Below are 21,684 nucleotides of genomic sequence, written 5' to 3' on the forward strand. Positions count from 1 at the left end.
AAACACGCCCCCCGGTAAATTCATTTCCCGATTATTTCCTGAATGGGAGAACGGCGAGTGGGCTCGACTTTGTGAATTTTTCACAAAACTACACATATAACCCATACCCCCTACCTCTATTAGCAGAAAGGAGTGAAAATATGGAATTAACTGAAGAACAGCGACATGAACGAGAGAGATTGGTTAAAAAAGAAGAAAAAAGACTTCTCGAGGTATACAAAGACTTACCTAATGAGAAATTAAAAGTTGCACAAGGTCTGATTAAGCAAGCAGCAAGGAATAGAGTCATGCTCAATTACATGTGGGACGACATACAAGAAAATGGCGAATATGATTTGTTTCAACAATCTCAAAATGTACCGGCTTATGAGCGCGAGAGACCTGTTGCAAGGTTATATAATACGCGTGACCAATCTTATCAGCGTGCCATTAAACAATTAACTGACTTATTACCTAAAGAAGCTAGGCCGGTTGAAACAGATGAACCTGTTGATGATTATGTATGATTAAAAATAAATATGTAGATGAATATATTCAACAATGGCGAAACGGTGAGATTGTATTTAATCAAGAACGTATTGATTTAGTAAATTATTTAGAGAATGAAGTTCTTACAAAAGATAATATTCATTTTGATAATGAAAAAATTGATAAATGTATTAAGTTCATTAATAAATGGTACTTTCCAGTACAGCCATTTCAAAAGTTTATTATTGCTTTTATATTTTTAATGGATGATGAAAGTGATACACCATATTTTACAGAATTTGCATTATTCATGGGACGCGGTGCTGGTAAGAATGGATTTATCAGTGCTATTAGTGATTTCATGACTACACCCATACATGGAATTAAAAAATACGATATATCTATCGTTGCTAACAGTGAAGACCAAGCTAAAACATCATTTAATGAAATATATGACGTGTTACTTGAAAATAAACGCAATAAAACAGGTGAAAGACCTAAAGCGCCATATGAAGTTAGTAAAACAGAAATAAAAAATAGAGCAACTAGTTCTATTATTAAATACAACACATCTAACACTAAAACCAAAGATGGCGGTCGTGAAGGTTGTGTTATTTTTGATGAGATAGCCGTATATGAAACTTCTGATATGGTAAATGTAAAACGTGGTGGTCTCGGTAAAGTGCCACATGATAGAACGTTTTATATTTCTACTGATGGTTATGTACGTGAAGGTTTTATGGATGGAATGAAAGATAGAGTGTTAGAGGTATTGGCTGGTAAAAATAGTGAGGATAGAATTTTTCCGTTTTACTGTAAATTAGATGATGCTAAAGAAATAGATGATGAATTAATGTGGGAGAAATCAAATCCAATGTTACATCCACCACTTACTGGCTATGCTAAAAATTTAAAACGTAAAATTAAAGAAGAATACAACATTTTAAATACTAACCGTTCAAACAAACCAGAATTTGTAACTAAAAGAATGAACTTGCCTGAGCAAGATCCTGAAAGTGTGGTTGCACCTTGGGAAGAAATTAAAGCGACAAATAAATCGTTTCCTGAATTGCAAAATAAAGCCTGCATTGGTGGTCTTGACTATGCATTAGTTAGAGACTTTGCCAGTGTGGGCTTGTTGTTTAGAGAGAATGACCAATACTATTGGAAGACACATTCATTTATACGTCGTGAATTCTTAGAAACAACACATTTAGAGCCACCTATAGAACAATGGGCGGATGATGGGCTTTTAACTATTGTGGACGATGATGTTATTGACATTTCATACATTGTAAGTTGGTTTCAAGAACAGCAACAATACTATAACCTTACTAAAGTCATATCAGATAACTTTAGAACAGACATTGTACGTAGACCATTTGAAGATGCTGGTATACCTTTAGAAGTTATTAAGAATCCAACTGCTATACATGGTTTATTAGCACCACGTATAGATACGATGTTTGCAAAAAAACAGATTACTTTTGGAGATAATCCTTTAATGCGTTGGTTTACTAATAATGTTGCGGTAAAAATGCAACCAGATGGTAGTAAGAAATATATCAAAAAAGATGAGGTAAGACGTAAAACTGATGGATTCCATGCCATGCTGCATGCGTTATATCGTGCAGATGAAATATTAGAATATGATCAACCATTTATTATGGCAGATATTAGCTTTTAGGAGGTGATAAATTGAGTATATTCGATAGGATAATGGGACGTAATGAAGCAATTGAATCTAGTTATGATTTTGAATTATTAAGAGAAACTTCACATAAAGCTTATATAAAGCGTTGGGCGTTAGATACATGCATTAATCATATTGCTAGAACAATTAGTCAAACAAAATTCGAGATAATCGAGAATGGTAAAAAGGATTCAAATTCAACAACACATTATAAGTTAAATGTCCGTCCTAATACCGATGAAAGTGCTGCTACATTTTGGCAAAAGGTTATTAGGAAGTTAATTTATGACAACGAAGTATTAATTGTGGTTACGGATAAAAAAGATTTAATCATTGCTGACGACTTCCACAGAGAAGAATATGCTTTATACGATGACATATTTGAACATGTCGTTGTAGGAGAATATGAATTTGAACGTACTTTTAAAATGAGTGATGTTATATATCTTGAATACAATAATGATTCAATAACTGAAATGTTATACGGATTGTTTAGTGATTATGGCGATATATTTGGTCGATTAATTAAGTCTAATTTAATGAATAATCAAATACGAGCGACTATAAGTATGGATGCGAACACTCCATTAACTAACGCTAGTAATGATGACATGCAGAGGTTTATAAATAATGCTTATAAAGCTTTCGAAAGTAATGATATTGCAGTTGTACCTGTTCAAAAAGGTTATAAATACGAAGAACATACATCTAGTAATGCTAAAAACTCATCTCAAATTGATGATTTAGCCAAGGTGCCTAACCAGTTACTTAGTTACGTTGCACGAAATCTTGGTATACCAGTTGGTTTGATTAACGGAGAAACTGCTGATATAGAAGCGATGACGAATAATTATATGAAATTTTGTATCAAACCAATCATTGAAAAGATTACAGATGAACTAAATGCAAAATTATTTAGTGAACGCGGTTATAAAGAAGGTAAACGAATTAAAGCAATTTCAATAGATCAAAAAGGACCATTAGAAGTGAGTGAAGCAGTCGACAAACTCATTGCTAGTGGTTCTTTTAATAGGGATGAAATTCGTGAACTTACAGGTTATGAACCTATAGGTAGTGAAGAAATGCAGAAATTCATAATCACTAAAAACTATCAAACTATAGATGAAGAGTCTACAGATAACGAAGGAGGTGATATAGATGAGCAATAACGAAATCGATATTTATGGTTTTATCGACAATGTGACTGTTGAAGGCATGACTGTTAGCCCACAAACAATTAAAGACCAATTGAAAGAAATGAGCGATGAAGAAGAGATTATTATAAATATAAATTCAAATGGTGGTGATGTATTCAGTGGCGTAGCTATTTATAACATGCTAAGGCGTCACAATGCCCATATTACTGTGAATGTAGACGGTTTAGCAGCAAGTATTGCTTCAGTGATTGCAATGGCTGGAGATACTATTAATATGCCTAACAATGCTGTCCTAATGATTCATAATGCGTGGACAAATGTTACTGGAGATTCTAATGAATTTAAGAAACAAGCTGATTCATTAGAAAGAATTAATTCAGTTGTATTTAATAGCTATGTTGATAAGAACCCAGACATAGATCATGCGCTTCTTCGACAATATATGGATGAAGAAACATGGTTTACAGCTAAAGAAGCAGAAAGTATTGGCCTTATAGATAATATTACTAAAAACACAAGAGTTGCAGCGGCAGCTACATCAGTTTTATTAGGAGGTGACAATCAAATGACTAGACGTCACAGAAATGCAGGACCTGGAGAACCTCAGGAACCGGAAAAACAATCTAAAGACTTCACTGTGGAAGATGTAATGGATAAACTTGAAGAAATTTTAGAAGAAGTTAAAAAAGGTAATGAAGGTGAAGATACAAAAGAGCCTAATGAACCTAAACAACCAGAACCACCACAAAATAGTTTTGCAAGGCTATTTAACATGAATACAAAATAAAGGAGAGTAAAATTATGATTAATCTTGAAAACAAACCAGGATTCGAAAATTCACAAAAACTTTTACAAGAGTTTTCAAATATGAATCCAGAAGCAACAGATGAGGAAGTTAAAGCTAAATATACCGAGTATATGAATGCATATAGTGAGGAATTGGCTAATACAATTCGAAAAGATATTAAAAACGAAACAGGAGATAATGCGGTATTGAATTCACGTAATGTGAATCGTTTAACGAACGAAGAAAAGAAATTCTATAACGCGTTAGTAACTGAAGACCATGTTAATACTGATACAAACTGGAAAGATGGAGAGCTATTACCTGAGACGGTTGTAGATCGTATTTTTGAAGACATTGAAACTGACCACCCATTATTGAAACATATTAATATTGAGCGTACGGGTTTAAAAACACGTGTCATTCGTTCGGTAACTGAAGGACAAGTTGTTTGGGGCAAAATCTTTGGAGAAATTCGTGGTCAATTAGAGGCGTCATTCTATGAACAAGATATTTCTCTAGGTAAAGCCACTGCTTTCGTAGTAGTACCTAAAGATTTAAAAGATGCTGGTGTACAGTGGGTAGACCGTTTTGTACGTGCACAAATTAAAGAAGCTTTTGCTGTAGCTATTGAAAAAACAGCGATTCAAGGTGAAGGTAAAGCTAAAGACCAACCAGTCGGTTTATTAAATGAAATCAACCGTACAAACGGTGCAGTGTCAGCTAAGGCAAGTGCAGGTAAATTAACATTAGAAACGCCTGAAATTGCTATTAAAGAAATTGGGAATATCATTAGCAATTTATCCATTAAAGAATATTATGATAAAGACGGTAATGTTAAAAGAACGAAAGGTGCAAATGTTTTAAACAATGTTGTTATTGGATTAAACCCAGTGGATTACATTTATACTGGTGTTGCTTTCATGCAAGTACACAACGGAGCATTTGTTAGTCCTATTCCATTTAATGTAACGTTTGAACAAAGTGAATTTGTACCTAAAGGTAAAGCAGTTGCTTACGATAAATCACGTTATCATTTCTACGCAGGTAGTGAAGTTATTGTACGTGAATTTGACCAAACACTTGCTTTAGAAGATATGGATTTATATACGGCGAAACAATTCTTATATGCTGAACCTGATGATAATAAAACATCTTTTGTTTATGATGTAGACTTCTCATCACATGGTGCACCAACTGATGGTGGTACTGAAACACCAACACCTGAAGCATAAGAAAGGAGAGTTTAACAATGGCGAAATTTAAAGTTGTAAAGCCTTATCAAGATACACAAATTGGTAAGAAATTGAAAAAGGATGAAGAAGTAGAAATGACTGTTAAACGTTCAGATGAAGTTGAAAAAACTTTATCTGATAAAGGTTTTGATGGTCCTTTTTTAAAACGCATTCAAGAAAAGAAGTGATGTAATTGATTACTGACACTCATGTAGAAGAATTTAAAAAACGTAATCGTATATTCTATAACATGGAAGACGATAGAATAAAAATTGATTTAGAGCTTTCCTTTAGCGATATAAAAGCTAAGTGTGGCAATTTTAATATAGAAGAATACTCACTTGGTCGTGAATTAGTATATGAGCGTACAAGGTATGTATTAAATGATAAATTAGAAGAATTTCATGATAACTTTTTATCTAGTATAGTCCAATTTCAAATTATGAATATGGAGGTGCCTGAAGATGGCGCAATCACGTAGACAATTGGTAACTGGTGGCGAAATGCGCACACCGGTTATTTTTTATATAGCAAAACCTAGTGATGACTTTTTTCCAGGTGAAAGTGTGGAAGAAGTTTATTACCAATGTTTTGCGAATGTTTATCCTCCTTCTCAAAAAGATTTGGACATGACAGATAATAAAGCAACAATAACGATGATTACATGGTATGCAATGGAATATGAAATAACAGATGATATGTATTTTGAAATCGAATTACCAAGATATAAAGGGAAGAAATTCAATATTATACAAGTTGATGATGACACTGAATCTCACGCAAATATAAAAATTATCGGTGAATATATTACATCATGAGTGTAGAGATAAGAGGCACTCATAACTTACTACGAAAGATTAAAGAACAATATGGAGAGGCACAAATGATAAAAGCGCAAGATAAAGCGTTAAAGCTAGGTTCTAAATATTTTGTAGGAGTTATGAAAGATAATTTCCAAATATTTAAAGATACTGGAGCAAGTATAGATGAAATAAGTGTCACTGACCCTTATTATATCCACGGGAAAGTTCGTATGGTGAAAATACATTGGGAAGGTTCAATGAATCGTTACGCTATTATTCATCTTAATGAATATGGTTCTGTTAAACAACCTAACCCTAAAGGTAAAGGTGCAATTGCTCGAACTATGTTTATGACAGAGAAACCATATCAACAAATAATTAAAGAAACGTTAGAAGGTGAACTGTAAATGTTTGATATGTTGAAAACTTTACAAAAATATTTATTAAAAAACGCAACAATTGCTCAGCATTGTACAGGTCGTGTTCGAGCGTATCATTATGATGAAACAGCAGATACAACTAACACCTATATCTTAATCAGTCCATTAATTGCGCCTCAACCATCGACTTATGCAAGTGATACTAATTTATCAACTGAGTATTTATATCAAATTGATGTACGTGGTTCTAATTATGACCAAGTAAAATTAATACAGGAAGAAATTCGTAAAACTTTATGGGAAATTGGTTTTCGCCAACAAGACGGTATAGATCAATATGATAAAGATATAAAAATTTATATGGATGCCCGAAGGTATCGTGGTAATCCATATACAATTGAGCACTTAAGACACATAGATAAAGATTTAATTGAATAGGCAAGCCTTTCGTAAATACGGAGGGCTATTTTTTATGCCTAAATTTAAGGAGGAATTTTAAATGGGTAGATATAATGCTGCAACAGGTTTAGGAAAAATGTATTACGCAGTTTTAACTGAGCAACCAGATGGCTCAATACAAATTGGAGACATCAAAGACGTAGATTACGTTCAAGAGATGTCACTAGAATTCGGTGAAGAATTAGAAAGAGCATATGGTTCAAATAAAGTAGCTGAGATTGCTAAATCAGCTGGAGAAACAACATTGTCTCTTACTTTCCATAAATTACCAATTGATGTTCAAAAAGATTTGTTAGGTTTAATTGAACATGAAACAAATACAAATGTATATGGTTTTGGTAATTCTAGTGGTATTACTTACACAGCCGTAGCAATACCAAGAACTATGGAAGACGGGTCTATGGAATGGTTTGGTTTATCCAAAGGGGTATTTACACGTCCAAATAAAGAAGGTCAGACTAAAGAAGATGGTGTAGAATTCGGTTCTGATGAAATTGAAGGTCAATTCATGGAACGTAGTGTTGGTGGATTTGATGAAGATTTAGCAGTAATGATGGCATATGAACCAAAAGGTTCAAGTGAAGGTAAGGATACTGTTTTTCAATCTATTTTTGGAAAGACTGGAAATAATACAGGAACTGAACAACCTTCTGAAGAACAACCTGCAGATGAACCAATTGCATAAATGATTTAAGGCGACTTCGGTCGCCTATTTTTGTATACAAAAATAATAAAAAATAATAAAAAATAATCGGTCGAACAGAAAACCCGATGAAAAAGGAGTAATAAATTATGTCAAACGCATTAGTATTAAATATCAATGGTGAAGAGAAAAAGTTTTATAAACAAGGTGGATTTACTGGTAAGCAAGCACGTAAAGGTACACGTTTATCTATGAGAATGAGTGCTTTAAGTACCAATCCTGAAGGATTAAGTATTGAACAAGCAGACAAATTCGAAGAAACTTTAGATCAAATAGAAAAAATGATTGTAGAAGATTTATATAACAATCAATTTACTGTGGATGAACTACAAGACGGTGTTGATGGCGAAAAATACTTTGAAACAATTATTACTGAAGTAAGCGGCGCTAATGAAGACACGGGAAAGAAAAAATAAATGATGATTCGCTAACAAAAGAAGACTTAACTTTTGAAAAGATGGCTAAAAACGTTGAGGTTGTTTATCAGGATTTGTTAGAAGCTGGTTGGAAAATGTCAGAAATAGACGATGCTGAAATATTCGAAATGCTTCGTATCTTAAATAATAAAAACAAGAAAGAAAGTAAAGTTAAAAAAGTTAGCGCAAGTGAGTCGTTGATAGGAGCAATAACTGGGAAAGACCCTAGAGCTTCCAGTTAACGGCTCTTTTTTTATATCTAAAATGAAAGGAGAGTGAAGACATGGCAGGAGATATACAAGGTTTTACGATTGACTTGGGTATTGATACGAGTGATATAGATCGTGGAATGGCTAATTTACAACGTAAATTAAAAACAGCAGATGCTCAAATGAAAGCTAATCTCTCTACTTTTGACAAAGCTGAAAAATCAGTAGATAAATATGGGACAGAACTTGAAGGTTTAAACAAAAAGTTAACCCAACAAGGGCGTGCAAGTGAGCAATCTCAAAAGAAATTGGACAAACTGAGAAGCGCACAAGAAAACATGTCAGACAAATTAAAAGAGTCAGCTGTAAATGCTCAAAACGCTAAGAAACGATATGATTCTTTAAGCGACTCATACGATAAGATGAATAATGAGTTAAAAGAACATCAAACTAATGTTAAATCCGCACAAAATGCTCAGAAACAAATGCAAAACACTGTTACAGCACTGGGTGCTAAAATGAAAAATGCTAAAAGTTCTGTAGACGAATTAGAACAAGAATTCAAAGAATTGAGTGAGTCAGGTAAAGCATCTAAACAAGAATTAACTTCTTTAAGCAATCAATTAACTAAGGCAAAGGTTAACTACAATAATCTTTCTAAAGCAGTAGACAGTGCTAAAAAAGATTTAAACGAATCTAAAGTTGCCACAGCTAATGCAAAGAATGAACTGCAAAAATTCAGTGATGCAAATAATGATGCTATGGTTAGTGCTAAAACTGCAATGACTGAAGCTAAAAAAGAAGCAACTAATGCCGAAAAATCATATGCATCATTGAATCGTGAAGTTGGTCAGTTACCAGCTAAGTTAGATAAAGCAGAAAAAGAAGTTTATGAAAATGCTTTAGCATATAACGTATTACAGAACCGTATTAATGAAACTAATGATGAATTGTCAGAGTTACAACGTAAACAAACTATTATTGGTGGTATTGGTGTAGCAGCAAGTGCAATGGGTCAGCGTTGGGAAGAAGTTAATGCTAAAATTAATAAAATCGGTAATAGTTTTAGAAATGTTGGATATGTCGTTAAAGGCATTACCATGGGTGGTTTAGTCGCAAATATTTCTACAATTATTCCTATTGCTGGTAGCGCAGTAAGTGCTATCGCTGGTATCGGTGGTGCTGCAACTGCAGCTGCTGGTGGTGCAATTGGTTTAGGTGGTGCATATGGTGTTGCTTTGGGTGGCGTTATGGCATTCAGTGGTCAAGCTACAACAGCATTAAAGATGTTAGAAGATGGCGAAATACGCGTTACAAATGAAGTTAGAAACTATCAAAGTGTATTAAGTGGTTTGCAAAACCAATGGAAAGATTTAGTTAAAGCAAATCAAGCAGCTATATTTAATACAATGGCAAACGGTATTAATATTGCGAGAATTGCCTTAACAAAATTAACACCATTTATTACACAAACTACAAATAAGATAGCTAGTGCATCCAAAGAAATGCGTAATTGGGTTACATCTTCAGAAAATGCTCAAAATGCCTTCAAACTCATTAATAATATCGGCCCTCCAATATTTCAAAATTTATTAAATGCTGCAATGCGTGTAGGTGATGGACTTACAAATATGTTCACACAATTTGGACCCCTATTTACATGGACTGGTAAAGGTATAGAAAGTTTAGCTAATAAATTCAATGCATGGGCAAATAGTGCTAGCACAGATAAAGGAATTGCACAGTTCATTCAATATACAAAAACGAATTTACCGATTGTAGGGCAAATATTTGGTAATGTATTTAGCGGTATAATAAGTCTTTTTCAAGCTTTTAGTGGTCATTCACAAACGGTAATGCAAGGAATGGCAGGCGTGACTAAGACGTTTAAAGATTGGGCAGCTAATTTATCTTCTACTGAGGGATTTAAAAACTTTATAGCGTATTTAAATGAAAATGGTCCTAAAGTTTGGCAGTTACTTAAAAACATTGGAAACATTATTGTTGGTTTAGTTAAAGGTATGGCTCCAGTTGGATCAGTGATGCTTAGTATTACAACTGCTATTACTGGATTTATCGCTAAAGGTGCTACAGCTAATAATACTATGGGTATGATGACAGGTATATTAACTGCTGTAGGTGGAGCATTAGCAGCTATTATTCCCATGTGGGGTGTATATAGAACTGTAATGGGTGGTGTATCTATAGCCACTGGTGTAGCAAGAGCAGCAACAGTAGTATACCGTGGTGTTATGAGTGCAGCACAAACAACCGCCTTAGCATATATGTATGCTACTAAAGGCTTAACCGTTGCTCAAATGGGACAAGCAGTCAAGTCAAAAGTCGCTGCAGCAGCAACTGTCGTGTGGACAAGTGTTACAAAAGCAGCAACTTTAGCAACCAGAGGTTTAGGTTTAGCTATTAAATTTATGACAGGTCCTATAGGATTAGTTATTACTGCGATTACTGCACTAGTTGCAGGTATTGTATATCTGTGGAAGAACAACGAAACTTTCCGTAATTTCGTTATTAATGCTTGGAATCAAATTAAAGCTACTGCCATATCGGTGTTTGGTTTCTTAAAACCTTATATTATTGGAATATGGAATGGAATTAAAACGGTAAGTATTGCAGTTTGGAATGGGTTGAAAACAGCAGCCATTGCTACATGGAATGGTATTAAGTTTGCTATACAAAATCCAATACAGACATTAAAAAATATTTTGTCTGCAATATGGAATGGAATTAAAGCGGCTGCACTATGGGTTTGGAATGCGATAAAAACAGGTGTAATTAATATCGTTAAACTTTGGATTACAGCAATGAAACTATATATAAATTTAATTAAAACTGTCGTTATGACTGTCTTTAATGCAGTGAAGAAATTTTCAATTGCTGTATGGAACGCTATAAAAAATGGTGTAGTAAAAGCAGTTAAATTACTTTGGGCAGGAGTTAAAACAACGTTTAACGCACTGAAAAACGGTGTAATTTCAATTTTTAATGCTGTTAAAAACTTCTCAATCAAAGTATGGACTACTGTAAAAAATGCTGTAATTTCTAGAGCTAAGTCCTTATGGAATGGTGTTAAAGCTGCGTTTAACTCCTTAAGGAGTAGTGTAGTTTCAATTTTTAATGCAATTAAAAACTTTGCTTTAAAACTATGGACAAATATAAAAAATGGCGTTGTTTCAAGAGCTAAAGCTTTGTGGAACGGCGTTAAAAGTATGTTCAATAACTTAAAAAATAGTGTGAATTCTATTACGAGAAGTATAAGGAAATTCTTATACGATGTATGGACAGCTATTAAAAATAAAGTTATTTCTTTAGCAAAAACTTTATGGAATAGCGTAAGAAATACTTTTAACAATATGCGTAATGGTATAAAAAGCATAATAAGTAAAGTGAAAAATAATTTGATTGACTCTTGGGAATCTATCAAAGGTAAAGTAACTGATATAGCTTCCAAACTATGGGGTTCTGTTAAGAAGACTTTCAATAATATGAAGAACGGACTAAAAGGTATTATTGATAAAATTAAAGGACACATTACCGGCATGGTAGATGCCGTGAAAAAAGGTCTTAATAAACTAATTGATGGTGTCAACTGGGTCGGTGGAAAACTTGGTATGGATAAGTTACCTAAAATTAAACTCCACACAGGTACTGAACATACTAATGCTACTAAAAATGTTGTTAAAAATGGAAAAATAGCAAGGGATACTCTTGCAACTGTAGGCGATAAAGGTCAAGGTAACGGACCAGGTGGATTCCGTCATGAAATGATTAAATATCGTAACGGTAAAACAGCCATCACACCAAATAGAGATACAACAACATACCTTCCTCAAGGGTCAACCGTATATAATGGAGCTCAAACGCACTCTATGTTAAGTAACAGTAATCCAGCATTTGCAAATGGAACTTTACCTAGATTTGCAAATGGAACTAAGAAGAAAGATGAAAATCTTTGGGACAAAACTAAAAATATAGCTGGTGATTTTGGCGAAGGTGTTTCTGACACAGCACATGGTATTAAAGAAAATACACAAAAAGCATTAGAGGCATCCGCTAAAGCCATTGGTAAAGGCAAAAAATGGCTGGGCGATAAAGTCGGAGATGTTATGGACTGGGTAGGTAAACCAGGAAAATTATTAAATAATATACTTGATGCTTTTGGTGTGAATATGAATGCATTTGGTATTTCTAAAGATGCTAGTTTACCATTCGATATGATGAAAGGTATGTTTGGCAAATTAAAAGATGCTGCAAAAAGCCTAATTAAAGGGTGGATGGAAGACGCAGCAGGTGGCGAAGGTGACGCAGCTTGGTTATTAAAACATGATATATGGCAAAAGTTTGGTAATTATACTGGTGGTTTAGGGTTCAATGGCGGTAAACACTATGGTGTTGACTTTGGTATGACTCCTGGAACTAATGTTAAAGCTGTCGCTGGTGGTAAGGTTTCAAAAGTATGGAATGATTACGGTGGCGGTAAATCCATAGAAATAGATATTGGTAAAGGATTAACCAATCAATATATGCATTTATCTAAACAACTTGTTAAGAAAGGTCAAAGAGTCGGTGTTGGTGATTTAATAGCTAAGTCAGGTAACACAGGTAATTTCACTGCAGGTAGTGGACATCTTCACTTCCAACTTAATAAAAAAGGAGTTCCCCAATCTAATGTTCTTGAATGGCTAAAAGGACTTGGTGGTGGAGGTAAGAAAAAACCTTCAGCATGGGGAAGTACAATAGACAAGGCTGCCAAGAAAATGAAAGTGAAACTTAGCAATCGAGAGAGAAACGGAATTATTGCACAAATTCAACGTGAGTCAAACGGAGATGCAGGAGTAACTCAGGGGAATATTGGAGATATTAATAACTTAAGAGGAACACCTGCACAAGGTTTATTACAGTATGTTCCTAGTACATTTAAGTCATACGCTATGAAAGGTCATACGAATATTAAATCAGGTTATGATCAATTACTTGCTTTCTTCAATAATAAAAATTGGCGCAGAGACTTACCATACGGAAAAAGTGGTTGGGGTCCATCTGGTGCTCGTAGATTTGCTACTGGTGGATTAATAAAAGATTCAGGTTGGTATAATATCGCTGAAGCGGGTCACCCTGAGTGGATAATTCCTACTGACCCAAGTAAACGTAATGATGCTATGAAATTATTAGCTTTAGCTGCACAAGATATCCAAGGCGGTAAATCAACAACAGGTAACAAGCGACCTAACTCTATGAAAACGCCTAATACATCAAATGATGATACAATGCTTAGAAAAGTTGTTGAACGTCAAGATGAACAAATTAACCAAATGCAACAAGCAATTAATTATTTAGCGCAATTGGTCTCTAGTACACAAAATATTGAGCAACAGCCTAAAGGATTTAACACGGATGATGTCGCACAAGCTATGGGTACAAAACAAAGAATGAGAAGTTATAACTATGGTATTTAGGGAGGTGTTTATACTTGAAGCAAACTGTACGTATGTTCAATGATAATTTTGATTATATGATAACTGATTTGCCGTACCTAAAAGTGTTCGATTATAAAGAAGAAGATGTTGATGTTCGAACTAACACACTGGAAATTAAAGGTCGCGATGGTGTATTGGTGGGGCCTAGCACTTTTGGTCCATTTAAATTAATACTTCGATTTTATTATAAAGGTCATGATTTAAATGATTATAACTTAATGAAAGAAAAAATGAGAGGGCTCCTTTTTAGAAGGGAGCCTTATTATATTGTCCATTCTTTTATGCCAGGAAAAAAGTACGCTGTACAGTGTGAAGGTAATGCTATAACCGATGTGGGTACTAAAGCGGGTGAATTTGAAGTGACATTTAATGTTTATAAAGGGTTTTCAGAATCGTTAAGAGATACGTTAGATGTTAATTTTCTTACTGACTACTGGCAATTTGAAGGTGGATTAATAACTGATAGAGAAATTAGTTACAAACATACTAATAAAAGATTTGAAATATGGAATGGAAGTTACGACAAAATAGATCCGTTGCATCATAAGTTAATTATAAGAATCAAAGCTAATGCTCCAAATGGATTTAAAATGACAAATCATATGACTGGACAAACTTTTATATATAGTGGCGCGTTGAAAGAATATCAAATATTAACTATAAATGGTGTTCATCCGATTCTTGATAGTGAACGTGTCGGTATTAACACTAATTGGGAATGGATAGAGCTATTACCTGGTTTCAATAACATTGAAATAGAAGGTAATGGACTAACAAAAATAACTACAGAATTTCAATTTGATTTTATATATAGGTAGGTGAAAAGATGAAGGAATTAATATTAATGAACAGATTCGGTAATTATGGTGAAATGTTAACAGACTATGATTTAGGTTCATTTAAATATGAATATGAAATAAACAATGAACGTTCCATCTCTTTCACTGCCTTTAAAGCAAGTGGCAAAGAAGATATTTTCGATATGCTGGTAAATGAAAATTACATTATTTATGAGGGACAATATTATGTTATTAAATCAACTTCATTAAAATACGATAGTCAAACTGTGCTTAACGACATTGTCGCTAAGCATATTTTTATGGAGTTTCAAAATCATTTTGTTGATAAAGATATAGAGAGTGAAGAATTGAATATAGATGTTACTGATGAAGAAAACGCCCCTAATTACACCTTGAAACAATACTTGGATTTTGGTTTCAATAATAACGAACTTGGTTTTGAGTATGAAATCATTGGTCACTTTAGTGATGTTGCACCTGTATCTGAACTAGGTGGACAAAACGGCATGGAATTTATTGTTTCGGGCGCTGAATATTTCAATTATATATATTTTGCAGATAATAAAAAAATCTATTTTTATCAACCTGATTCTTTTTATGAATATTCAGATATACCTATTATATATGGTGGAAATAATGATGAACTTACAGCTAGTATAACCACAACTGATATGAAAACACATATAAAAGGTTATGGTAAGAAAAAAACTAAGTCTGAAACAAATAATTATAATCCAATTAAACCACCTAATTTAACTTATAAAGGAAACTTTCATAAAGAAGGTACTTGGCGAGTAGATACACCAGGTAGTTATTATACAAAAACATTTGAATGTAAATGGGGGAATGAAACTCTGACATGGGGACTTAAAAAAATGTCCCGTGGTGGGTTAATTGATGTCTACTTTGATGATAGAAAAATAGGCACTTATAGTTGTTACAGTAAAACATCAAGAACCACTCAAATTGTAATTGCTAAGGATTTAGAAAAAGGCAAGCATACATTTAAGGCAGTATTTAAAGGTGCTGACCCTGAAGTAAGTTATAAAACAAAACCAGTTATGTATGTAGGTACTGAAAAATCTAATGTACTAAATTTAACAGCTGCGTTAAAAGGTAAAGATGTTTACTACACATGGGATGAATATATTTCACCAAATACGTATGAGTCTTTCGGTAAAATGACTGCTCCTACAGTTTTTGATGAAAATGCAACTACAAAAGAACAATTGAGAAAATCTTTAATAGAACAGTTAAATGATGAACCGACTATTGAACTGACAACTAACTATTTAGGGAATGATAACGATAGGATGTATATAGGAAATGATGATCTAAAAGAAAATAACATTGTTAGATTCATCCATAAACCACTTAAATTTAATGTTGATTTAAAAATAGTGAAAATAACAAGATTCCATCCACTCATACAACAACCTGTAGAAGTGGAATTTAGTAATGCTAAAAAAGATATTATTGATATTCAAAATCAAATAGATATGAGAATGAAAAGAGCTACAAGTTCAATTGCTAAAGGTAATTGGAACGTAAACAAGAATGTTACAAGTAATTATTTTACTGATGTAGTGGGGAGTGTGTTATCTGATGGCTAATGAACCAATTATATTTATGAAAGATGATAATGATGTTAATTTTTATCCACTTTGTCATATCGAAGGGTTGCAAGGTGTACCGGATGGATTAACTGATTTAAATATTGATGGAATAAAAGACGATATTTCTGGTGTAAGTACGAATGTAAATGATCTACAGATACAATTAAATAGTTTAAAAGACTTAGTAGCTAATATACCAACTGTTAGTGATACAGGTTGGAAAGATATAACTTTAGCTACAGGAATTGAAATTTATAGTAGTGGTACAGTTCCTCAAGCTAGGCTTATAACTTTAAATAATACTAGTTTTTTATCTGTAAAAGGAGCTGTAAAAGGAATCACCTCATCGAGTGGTGTAACGATAGGTTCGTTAAATTCTTTTATATCTAGCAAAATAAGTACAAATCTATATTTTGTACAAAACACTTCTATTGTTTCAGGAAAACCAAATTTTACAAGAATGAGCATAAATACAAGTGGAATAATTACTATGCAAAATTCCTCTATTGATTCACCTACATCAACGCAATGGTATCCACTACATCATACTTTTATTTTGTGATGTAAATTTAAAATAAGATGGGAGTAATGGGAATGCTAAGACTTCAAAAAAGCCTTGAGTTAACTTTGGGCAAAGACTTTAGGCAACAACTGCATACCAATTTTTTAAGAACAGAAACATTTGTAAATGAATTTTATAATCAATTCATCTATCATAAAACAGATGAAGTCAATGCGCACGGTTCGCAACAAATAACAGATAAAAGATTTAAAACCGTAGAACGTGGATTAGATATTATTAATAAACGTTATAATAATTTGGTTTTAAGTAAAGGCAAGAATAGTTTACAAGAAGTTAAAGACGCTAGATTAGATAACGAAGGTGTTAGCCACACTACATTGTTTGATAGACTACAATCAGATTCGACTAGATTTGAAATAGATAAAGAAGAAGTATTAAAGTCAGTAAACGATGCAAAAGAACAAGTTTTAGCACAAGAATTTGCTTTTGATATTCCAAAACAGAATTGGCAGTATTTAACTAATTTATCCCCATGGACAAACTCAGTAATGCAGAGCTTTTACTTAGATAATCAAACTGGGTTGATTTATATGACGCAAGTTTATAGCGAAGGTTATAAGATTTCAAAGCTAAAATCTAATGGTCAGTTTATATCACAAATGTATATTGAAGGTGGAGGACATGGTACCCACAACGGATATAGATGGAAAGATGATAAATTTTGGATTTATTCTTATATTAATGATCACGAAGGTTTTGGAAAAGTTGTACGTTTCAGTTTTAGACCAGATATAACTATTGGTTATGGCGATTATGATATGGAAGAAGTTTTCACAGGACACCCTGAATTACCTTATATTACACCTGTAATTAATCAGCAAGAAGGTTTGATTTTATATCGTATTCAATACCCATCTAGTGAATGGGACGCAAGAAATGCATCTAATTACGTTGAAATAAGAAGTTTGGAAGATGTAGATAACAGAATTGATAATGTTTTATATAAATTCGACTTACCTAGACAATTGACGGGTGGTGGTGATGGTTCACAACCTATGCAAGGTATAGAATTTGGAGAAGGAGAATTGTATTTATATACTGGGGATTCTAAACCAGAGAATCCCAATTTCTTAACCGTGTTTGACCTTAAAACAGGTAAACAGAAATATCAAAAAGAAGCAAATATTGGCAAAACTGGTAACCTTTATCCAGGTGATTTCCAAGAAGCAGAGGGTATGCAATTATATTATGATGAAGGAACAGGGAAGAAAGCATTATTAGTAGGCGTGACAGTTGGCGCTGGGAATTATCGTTCACATGAGATTCACGGTATTTTTATGCGTGATGTGTACGATAAGCTTACTGCACAAGCTACACCACAATCATTAATGGAAACAGGAGGGCGTACAAAAACCTTACCAGTCCATAATTTTACAAAGTTATCAGATATTATTGAAGCTGGTGAATATTACTTATATACAGTGGATATTAAAAATTTAACTGATTTCCCTTTACCAAAGGAAATGAGAGATGCAGGATATTGGCTAACAGTTTCTGCTCCAAACCAAGCTGGGCAAGTAAAACAAACGTTAACAAGAAGTACATTCGTTCGAGATATAATGCAGTTTACAAGAATTGTTTCTATTAATAAGTTTTCAAATTCAAATGATGCTACAAATTGGAATCATATCGGTACTCGCTCAATGGGTGGACCTTTTGAATATGTACCAGACCACATTACTAATATAAATCAAATTGGAATTATTAGTGATAAAACATGGTATATTTCAGCTTCAAGAAGTAAAGAATTACTAGGTTTACCAATTACAGGAGTAGGAATGACAGCTTTAGTTGAAAACATTAGCCCTTATGTTTTTAGAGTAACATTAACACGTGTTACAACTACAGCTTCGGTGCAAATATATATAGCTTATTTCAGCAATAGTAAAAACGAACGTACATCACCGTGGACGTTAATGGATGGTAAATCAATTTAGGAGGTTAACTTTATGTCTATGGATAAAATAGTAAATGTAAATTTAGAAACAACTGCGCAATACCAAAGTCTATCAAATTTAAATGTTCAATTTTGGAATCAAGACAAAAATACAGCAGTATTACAATTTAAAATTACACGAAATGACTTCCCGTTATCTTTAAGTAAAGAGAATGTGGAAGTTTTTATTAAGCTTGAATCAGGGGTTAATTATATTGTAGATAGTACGGAAGTTGTTGATGGTAGTTTTGAAATTATTGATGAATTAAACGGGGTTGTAAGCTATACAATCCCTACAGAATTTATGACAGTTGCTAAGACTGTGGCAGGTCAAGTATATGTAGCTACTAAAGATCGTGAAGAAGTAGTGGTACAACGAAAGTTTAGTTTTGAAGTAGCAGAAGATTTATTAAGTGCAATTCCTGCTTCTGAGAAATTAAGAGAAATAAAGCTTTTTGCACAATTACGTGATGAAGTTTCAGACACAATGGCAAAATTGAATGAAGATTTTGCGAATATGCAAGATTACGTAACTATGGTTAATCAAGCAGCTACAGACGGAGTCAATCAACTTAATAAATTATCAGATGATAAGTTAACAGAGTACAACTCAAATCACACTGAAAAGTTAAATGAAATGACAACAACAGGAGATAATTACACCACACAGTTCAGCGAAGATAAATCATATATAGATACGAAAGTAGAAGAATTTGAACAAAAATTAGTTGATAGTGACATTGTGACTCAGGGTGAATCGGAGAATTGGCAGAAATATAAATTGACTAGTGATACAGGAAATCATACACAAGTTTCATTAGGGAATGATTTAAATAAATTAAGAGAATTGAAACCTGGTTTTTATTATACAACAAACACTCCTATTACAGGAGCAAGTTCCACAGCAGGATTTACGATTGTTGAGCAACGTGACGAAACTGTGAAACGTATTACATTCAAACCATATAATTCTAACAACACATATGTAATGAGATATTACAATGAGTGGAATGATTGGGAAAATGCATTGTTGGATTTGGAGTCAAAACAAGGTTCTCAAAACAAAGCAAACACAGCAGAGTCTAATGCTAATAGTTATACAGATGATAAAATATCCTCTCAACATGGAGTTTTGTATATCGGAACAGTTTCTACTGTAGGGAGTGATTTTAACTTATTAGGTGATTTATATGATTACAGTATGATTATTATCTCAGGGATATATCCAGGAGGTACATTTAACGAAGTAGTATTAACAGGATCTATAGATAAAAATATAGTGATACAACGTGATAATTTACGAGATAGTGACGGATTATTATTAGGAACATATGAGTTAAAGATTGATGTTACAAATGGGACAACATTAAAATTAGCGAATGACGTTTCTTTCGATAGTGTTTCAGGAACTAGTTCAGGTGCAAATAGGAATGCCTATATTATCCAACGTATAGAGGGGTGGAAATAATGAGAATATTAGTAAATAGCTCTGACATCATTATTGCGTTTGCTATCGTTGGTGGTTTTGATGGAGATATTGAAATCAGCGATGAAGGTTTGCCAAGTAATTTTGTGGAAACTTTTAAACCTGGATACTATTTATATAGAGACGGAGAAATAAAAGTAAATACAAGTTACAAAGAAGAAAGTGAAACAATGGTTATCGATAATCCACCACAAGATATAGACAGCCTTCGAATAATGGTTGCTACATTACAAAAACAAAGTGTCCAAAGTAACTTAAAAATTGTTTCTTTAGAAAATAAATTTAAAGAATTAGAAGAAAAACTTAATAAAGAGGTGGGAGCTAATGAGTGATAAAAATAAAATGGATGCATTGATTTCGCCCACAGTTAAAGAAATAAAACAAATGTATGATTGGAATTGTTTAACAAACGAAGATATTAAATGGTATGTAGATATGCTAGCTATTGATCGAGAGGATTATGCATTAATAACAAATGAAAAATATCCAGAGTCACAGGCTGAATAGCTTGTGACTTTTATTATATAGAAAGTGGGTGTCATGTTGAGTGCGGACGGAACAAAAGATATAGAACGACGTGTAGGTATCTTAGAAGATAAAGATAGATACAATGATAAGCGTCTTCGAAAGATAGAAGAAGCCCAAAAAGAAGATAGAAAAAATTTTCAAAATTCAATTGAAAAACTGTATGATTCCTTGAAAGAAATAGAGAGAGGACAACATACACAGGAATTAACAAATCAAAAAATGGATTTTACTTTAGACTCTATCAATAAAGAAAGAGAAGATAATAAAAAATTACTTAACAAATTAACGTGGCTAATCATAAGTGGGATTTTCACTATTGTAACCTCAATTGTTTATGCTGCCATAAGAATGTGGTTAGGATTATAAATTAATCTCATTATATTGAGGGGAGGTGAAACATTATGCTAGAACTTTTAACTAGTTTTACATTAGGAGCTGATTTTTGGACGTGTTTTTGGTTTGGAGTATGTAAGTAATAATTAGATTTTTAAAAGTCGACCTTCGGGTCGGCTTTTTATATTAATTAGGAGGAATTATAAATGGAACAAATTATCGCATTTGCTGGGATTATCTCAGTTATCACAATCGCATTAACGGAAGTTATTAAAAGAACGAAGACAATACCTAAGAACTTTATACCAATTGTTTCAATGGTAATTGGAATAGTCATAGGCGGCATAACAATATTTATACCAGAAATTGTAAGTGAATTATCGGTAGCTGGTCGTTTGCTAGCAGGGTTAATAAGTGGACTCATGGCCACAGGTATTTGGGAAACGTTCAAGAATAAAAATAATAAACAATCAAATCAATAATCCAACGTGGTCATGATAGAGCAGTCATGGCCATAAATTATATTTGGAGGAATTTAGTATGGTAGAGACATGGAAAGGCGTACCAGTTAGATATCAATTACTAACAATTGGTACAAGA

The 21,684-nt window shown here is 33.2% G+C and carries 23 protein-coding genes; all 23 read left to right on the plus strand.

From position 1 onward, the window contains the following. Nucleotides 1-140: 140 nt before the first annotated feature. Nucleotides 141-506 carry a hypothetical protein gene (locus tag D9V42_RS09080; RefSeq protein WP_122064578.1) on the plus strand — a complete coding sequence of 122 codons (366 nt, stop codon included), beginning with the start codon at nt 141-143 and terminating at the stop codon, nt 504-506. Continuing rightward, nucleotides 503-2,155, plus strand: coding sequence for a terminase TerL endonuclease subunit (locus tag D9V42_RS09085; protein ID WP_122064580.1), 1,653 nt, complete (start codon nt 503-505; stop codon nt 2,153-2,155). The genes D9V42_RS09080 and D9V42_RS09085 overlap by 4 nt, the downstream gene beginning before the upstream one ends. A gap of 11 nt (nt 2,156-2,166) precedes the next feature. After that, nucleotides 2,167-3,330 carry a phage portal protein gene (locus tag D9V42_RS09090; RefSeq protein WP_122064582.1) on the plus strand — a complete coding sequence of 388 codons (1,164 nt, stop codon included), beginning with the start codon at nt 2,167-2,169 and terminating at the stop codon, nt 3,328-3,330. Further along, complete coding sequence (locus D9V42_RS09095; protein WP_122064584.1) at nt 3,320-4,105, plus strand: head maturation protease, ClpP-related; 786 nt, start codon at nt 3,320-3,322, stop codon at nt 4,103-4,105. Before D9V42_RS09090 ends, D9V42_RS09095 begins: the two co-directional genes overlap by 11 nt. A 14-nt stretch (nt 4,106-4,119) precedes the next feature. Next, nucleotides 4,120-5,337 carry a phage major capsid protein gene (locus D9V42_RS09100; RefSeq protein WP_233665399.1) on the plus strand — a complete coding sequence of 406 codons (1,218 nt, stop codon included), beginning with the start codon at nt 4,120-4,122 and terminating at the stop codon, nt 5,335-5,337. Between the two features lie 17 nt (nt 5,338-5,354). Beyond that, on the plus strand, nt 5,355-5,525 hold the full coding sequence (locus D9V42_RS15295) for a hypothetical protein (protein ID WP_167456100.1): 171 nt from the start codon (nt 5,355-5,357) through the stop codon (nt 5,523-5,525). Nucleotides 5,526-5,530: 5 nt separating this feature from the next. Then, nucleotides 5,531-5,818 carry a hypothetical protein gene (locus D9V42_RS09105; RefSeq protein WP_122064588.1) on the plus strand — a complete coding sequence of 96 codons (288 nt, stop codon included), beginning with the start codon at nt 5,531-5,533 and terminating at the stop codon, nt 5,816-5,818. After that, nucleotides 5,802-6,155, plus strand: a complete 354-nt coding sequence (locus tag D9V42_RS09110) for a phage head-tail adapter protein (protein ID WP_122064590.1) — start codon at nt 5,802-5,804, stop codon at nt 6,153-6,155. The genes D9V42_RS09105 and D9V42_RS09110 overlap by 17 nt, the downstream gene beginning before the upstream one ends. Beyond that, nucleotides 6,152-6,547 carry a hypothetical protein gene (locus D9V42_RS09115; RefSeq protein WP_122064592.1) on the plus strand — a complete coding sequence of 132 codons (396 nt, stop codon included), beginning with the start codon at nt 6,152-6,154 and terminating at the stop codon, nt 6,545-6,547. The genes D9V42_RS09110 and D9V42_RS09115 overlap by 4 nt, the downstream gene beginning before the upstream one ends. Nucleotides 6,548-6,556: 9 nt before the next feature. Continuing rightward, entirely contained in the window at nt 6,557-6,958 is a 402-nt protein-coding gene (locus D9V42_RS09120; RefSeq protein ID WP_244204782.1) for a hypothetical protein, read from the plus strand. Between the two features lie 61 nt (nt 6,959-7,019). Continuing rightward, the gene (locus D9V42_RS09125; RefSeq protein WP_122064596.1) at nt 7,020-7,664 is read left to right on the plus strand and encodes a major tail protein; all 645 of its coding nucleotides are present in this window, start codon (nt 7,020-7,022) and stop codon (nt 7,662-7,664) included. Nucleotides 7,665-7,771: 107 nt separating this feature from the next. Further along, nucleotides 7,772-8,098: a phage tail assembly chaperone G gene (gene gpG / locus D9V42_RS09130; RefSeq protein ID WP_122064598.1), complete on the plus strand. Its 327-nt coding sequence runs from the start codon at nt 7,772-7,774 to the stop codon at nt 8,096-8,098. Nucleotides 8,099-8,139: 41 nt separating this feature from the next. Further along, nucleotides 8,140-8,340 carry a hypothetical protein gene (locus D9V42_RS09135; protein ID WP_122064600.1) on the plus strand — a complete coding sequence of 67 codons (201 nt, stop codon included), beginning with the start codon at nt 8,140-8,142 and terminating at the stop codon, nt 8,338-8,340. 41 nt (nt 8,341-8,381) lie between these two features. Beyond that, nucleotides 8,382-13,781 carry a peptidoglycan DD-metalloendopeptidase family protein gene (locus D9V42_RS09140; RefSeq protein ID WP_122064602.1) on the plus strand — a complete coding sequence of 1,800 codons (5,400 nt, stop codon included), beginning with the start codon at nt 8,382-8,384 and terminating at the stop codon, nt 13,779-13,781. Nucleotides 13,782-13,795: 14 nt separating this feature from the next. Beyond that, the gene (locus D9V42_RS09145; RefSeq protein WP_122064604.1) at nt 13,796-14,620 is read left to right on the plus strand and encodes a phage tail domain-containing protein; all 825 of its coding nucleotides are present in this window, start codon (nt 13,796-13,798) and stop codon (nt 14,618-14,620) included. Between the two features lie 8 nt (nt 14,621-14,628). After that, nucleotides 14,629-16,215 (plus strand): prophage endopeptidase tail family protein, encoded by a 1,587-nt coding sequence (locus tag D9V42_RS09150; RefSeq protein WP_122064606.1) that lies wholly within the window; start codon nt 14,629-14,631, stop codon nt 16,213-16,215. Then, on the plus strand, nt 16,208-16,780 hold the full coding sequence (locus tag D9V42_RS09155) for a hypothetical protein (RefSeq protein ID WP_122064608.1): 573 nt from the start codon (nt 16,208-16,210) through the stop codon (nt 16,778-16,780). Before D9V42_RS09150 ends, D9V42_RS09155 begins: the two co-directional genes overlap by 8 nt. Nucleotides 16,781-16,812: 32 nt before the next feature. Continuing rightward, nucleotides 16,813-18,738 (plus strand): phage baseplate protein, encoded by a 1,926-nt coding sequence (locus D9V42_RS09160; RefSeq protein WP_122064610.1) that lies wholly within the window; start codon nt 16,813-16,815, stop codon nt 18,736-18,738. 12 nt (nt 18,739-18,750) lie between these two features. After that, nucleotides 18,751-20,205, plus strand: a complete 1,455-nt coding sequence (locus tag D9V42_RS09165) for a BppU family phage baseplate upper protein (protein WP_122064612.1) — start codon at nt 18,751-18,753, stop codon at nt 20,203-20,205. Next, nucleotides 20,205-20,555 (plus strand): DUF2977 domain-containing protein, encoded by a 351-nt coding sequence (locus tag D9V42_RS09170; RefSeq protein ID WP_122064614.1) that lies wholly within the window; start codon nt 20,205-20,207, stop codon nt 20,553-20,555. The genes D9V42_RS09165 and D9V42_RS09170 overlap by 1 nt, the downstream gene beginning before the upstream one ends. Then, nucleotides 20,548-20,730 (plus strand): XkdX family protein, encoded by a 183-nt coding sequence (locus D9V42_RS09175; protein ID WP_411847817.1) that lies wholly within the window; start codon nt 20,548-20,550, stop codon nt 20,728-20,730. Before D9V42_RS09170 ends, D9V42_RS09175 begins: the two co-directional genes overlap by 8 nt. 33 nt (nt 20,731-20,763) lie before the next feature. Beyond that, the gene (locus D9V42_RS09180) at nt 20,764-21,117 is read left to right on the plus strand and encodes a hypothetical protein (RefSeq protein ID WP_233665387.1); all 354 of its coding nucleotides are present in this window, start codon (nt 20,764-20,766) and stop codon (nt 21,115-21,117) included. A 173-nt stretch (nt 21,118-21,290) separates the two neighbouring features. Next, complete coding sequence (locus D9V42_RS09185; protein ID WP_122064616.1) at nt 21,291-21,566, plus strand: holin; 276 nt, start codon at nt 21,291-21,293, stop codon at nt 21,564-21,566. Nucleotides 21,567-21,684: the final 118 nt, after the last annotated feature.

The organism is Staphylococcus pseudoxylosus (genome assembly GCF_003697915.1).
GTDB lineage: Bacteria > Bacillota > Bacilli > Staphylococcales > Staphylococcaceae > Staphylococcus > Staphylococcus pseudoxylosus.

What these genes read in the sequence shown, in the direction of transcription:
- D9V42_RS09110 (WP_122064590.1), top strand. Translation starts at nt 5,802, where the DNA reads ATGGCGCAATCACGTAGACAATTGGTAACTGGTGGCGAAATGCGCACA.
- D9V42_RS09165 (WP_122064612.1), top strand. Translation starts at nt 18,751, where the DNA reads ATGTCTATGGATAAAATAGTAAATGTAAATTTAGAAACAACTGCGCAA.
- D9V42_RS09160 (WP_122064610.1), top strand. Translation starts at nt 16,813, where the DNA reads ATGCTAAGACTTCAAAAAAGCCTTGAGTTAACTTTGGGCAAAGACTTT.
- D9V42_RS09150 (WP_122064606.1), top strand. Translation starts at nt 14,629, where the DNA reads ATGAAGGAATTAATATTAATGAACAGATTCGGTAATTATGGTGAAATG.
- D9V42_RS09125 (WP_122064596.1), top strand. Translation starts at nt 7,020, where the DNA reads ATGGGTAGATATAATGCTGCAACAGGTTTAGGAAAAATGTATTACGCA.
- D9V42_RS09085 (WP_122064580.1), top strand. Translation starts at nt 503, where the DNA reads ATGATTAAAAATAAATATGTAGATGAATATATTCAACAATGGCGAAAC.
- D9V42_RS09095 (WP_122064584.1), top strand. Translation starts at nt 3,320, where the DNA reads ATGAGCAATAACGAAATCGATATTTATGGTTTTATCGACAATGTGACT.
- D9V42_RS09140 (WP_122064602.1), top strand. Translation starts at nt 8,382, where the DNA reads ATGGCAGGAGATATACAAGGTTTTACGATTGACTTGGGTATTGATACG.
- D9V42_RS09080 (WP_122064578.1), top strand. Translation starts at nt 141, where the DNA reads ATGGAATTAACTGAAGAACAGCGACATGAACGAGAGAGATTGGTTAAA.
- gpG (WP_122064598.1), top strand. Translation starts at nt 7,772, where the DNA reads ATGTCAAACGCATTAGTATTAAATATCAATGGTGAAGAGAAAAAGTTT.
- D9V42_RS09115 (WP_122064592.1), top strand. Translation starts at nt 6,152, where the DNA reads ATGAGTGTAGAGATAAGAGGCACTCATAACTTACTACGAAAGATTAAA.
- D9V42_RS15295 (WP_167456100.1), top strand. Translation starts at nt 5,355, where the DNA reads ATGGCGAAATTTAAAGTTGTAAAGCCTTATCAAGATACACAAATTGGT.
- D9V42_RS09135 (WP_122064600.1), top strand. Translation starts at nt 8,140, where the DNA reads ATGGCTAAAAACGTTGAGGTTGTTTATCAGGATTTGTTAGAAGCTGGT.
- D9V42_RS09185 (WP_122064616.1), top strand. Translation starts at nt 21,291, where the DNA reads ATGGAACAAATTATCGCATTTGCTGGGATTATCTCAGTTATCACAATC.
- D9V42_RS09155 (WP_122064608.1), top strand. Translation starts at nt 16,208, where the DNA reads ATGGCTAATGAACCAATTATATTTATGAAAGATGATAATGATGTTAAT.
- D9V42_RS09175 (WP_411847817.1), top strand. Translation starts at nt 20,548, where the DNA reads ATGAGTGATAAAAATAAAATGGATGCATTGATTTCGCCCACAGTTAAA.
- D9V42_RS09100 (WP_233665399.1), top strand. Translation starts at nt 4,120, where the DNA reads ATGATTAATCTTGAAAACAAACCAGGATTCGAAAATTCACAAAAACTT.
- D9V42_RS09180 (WP_233665387.1), top strand. Translation starts at nt 20,764, where the DNA reads ATGTTGAGTGCGGACGGAACAAAAGATATAGAACGACGTGTAGGTATC.
- D9V42_RS09170 (WP_122064614.1), top strand. Translation starts at nt 20,205, where the DNA reads ATGAGAATATTAGTAAATAGCTCTGACATCATTATTGCGTTTGCTATC.
- D9V42_RS09120 (WP_244204782.1), top strand. Translation starts at nt 6,557, where the DNA reads ATGTTGAAAACTTTACAAAAATATTTATTAAAAAACGCAACAATTGCT.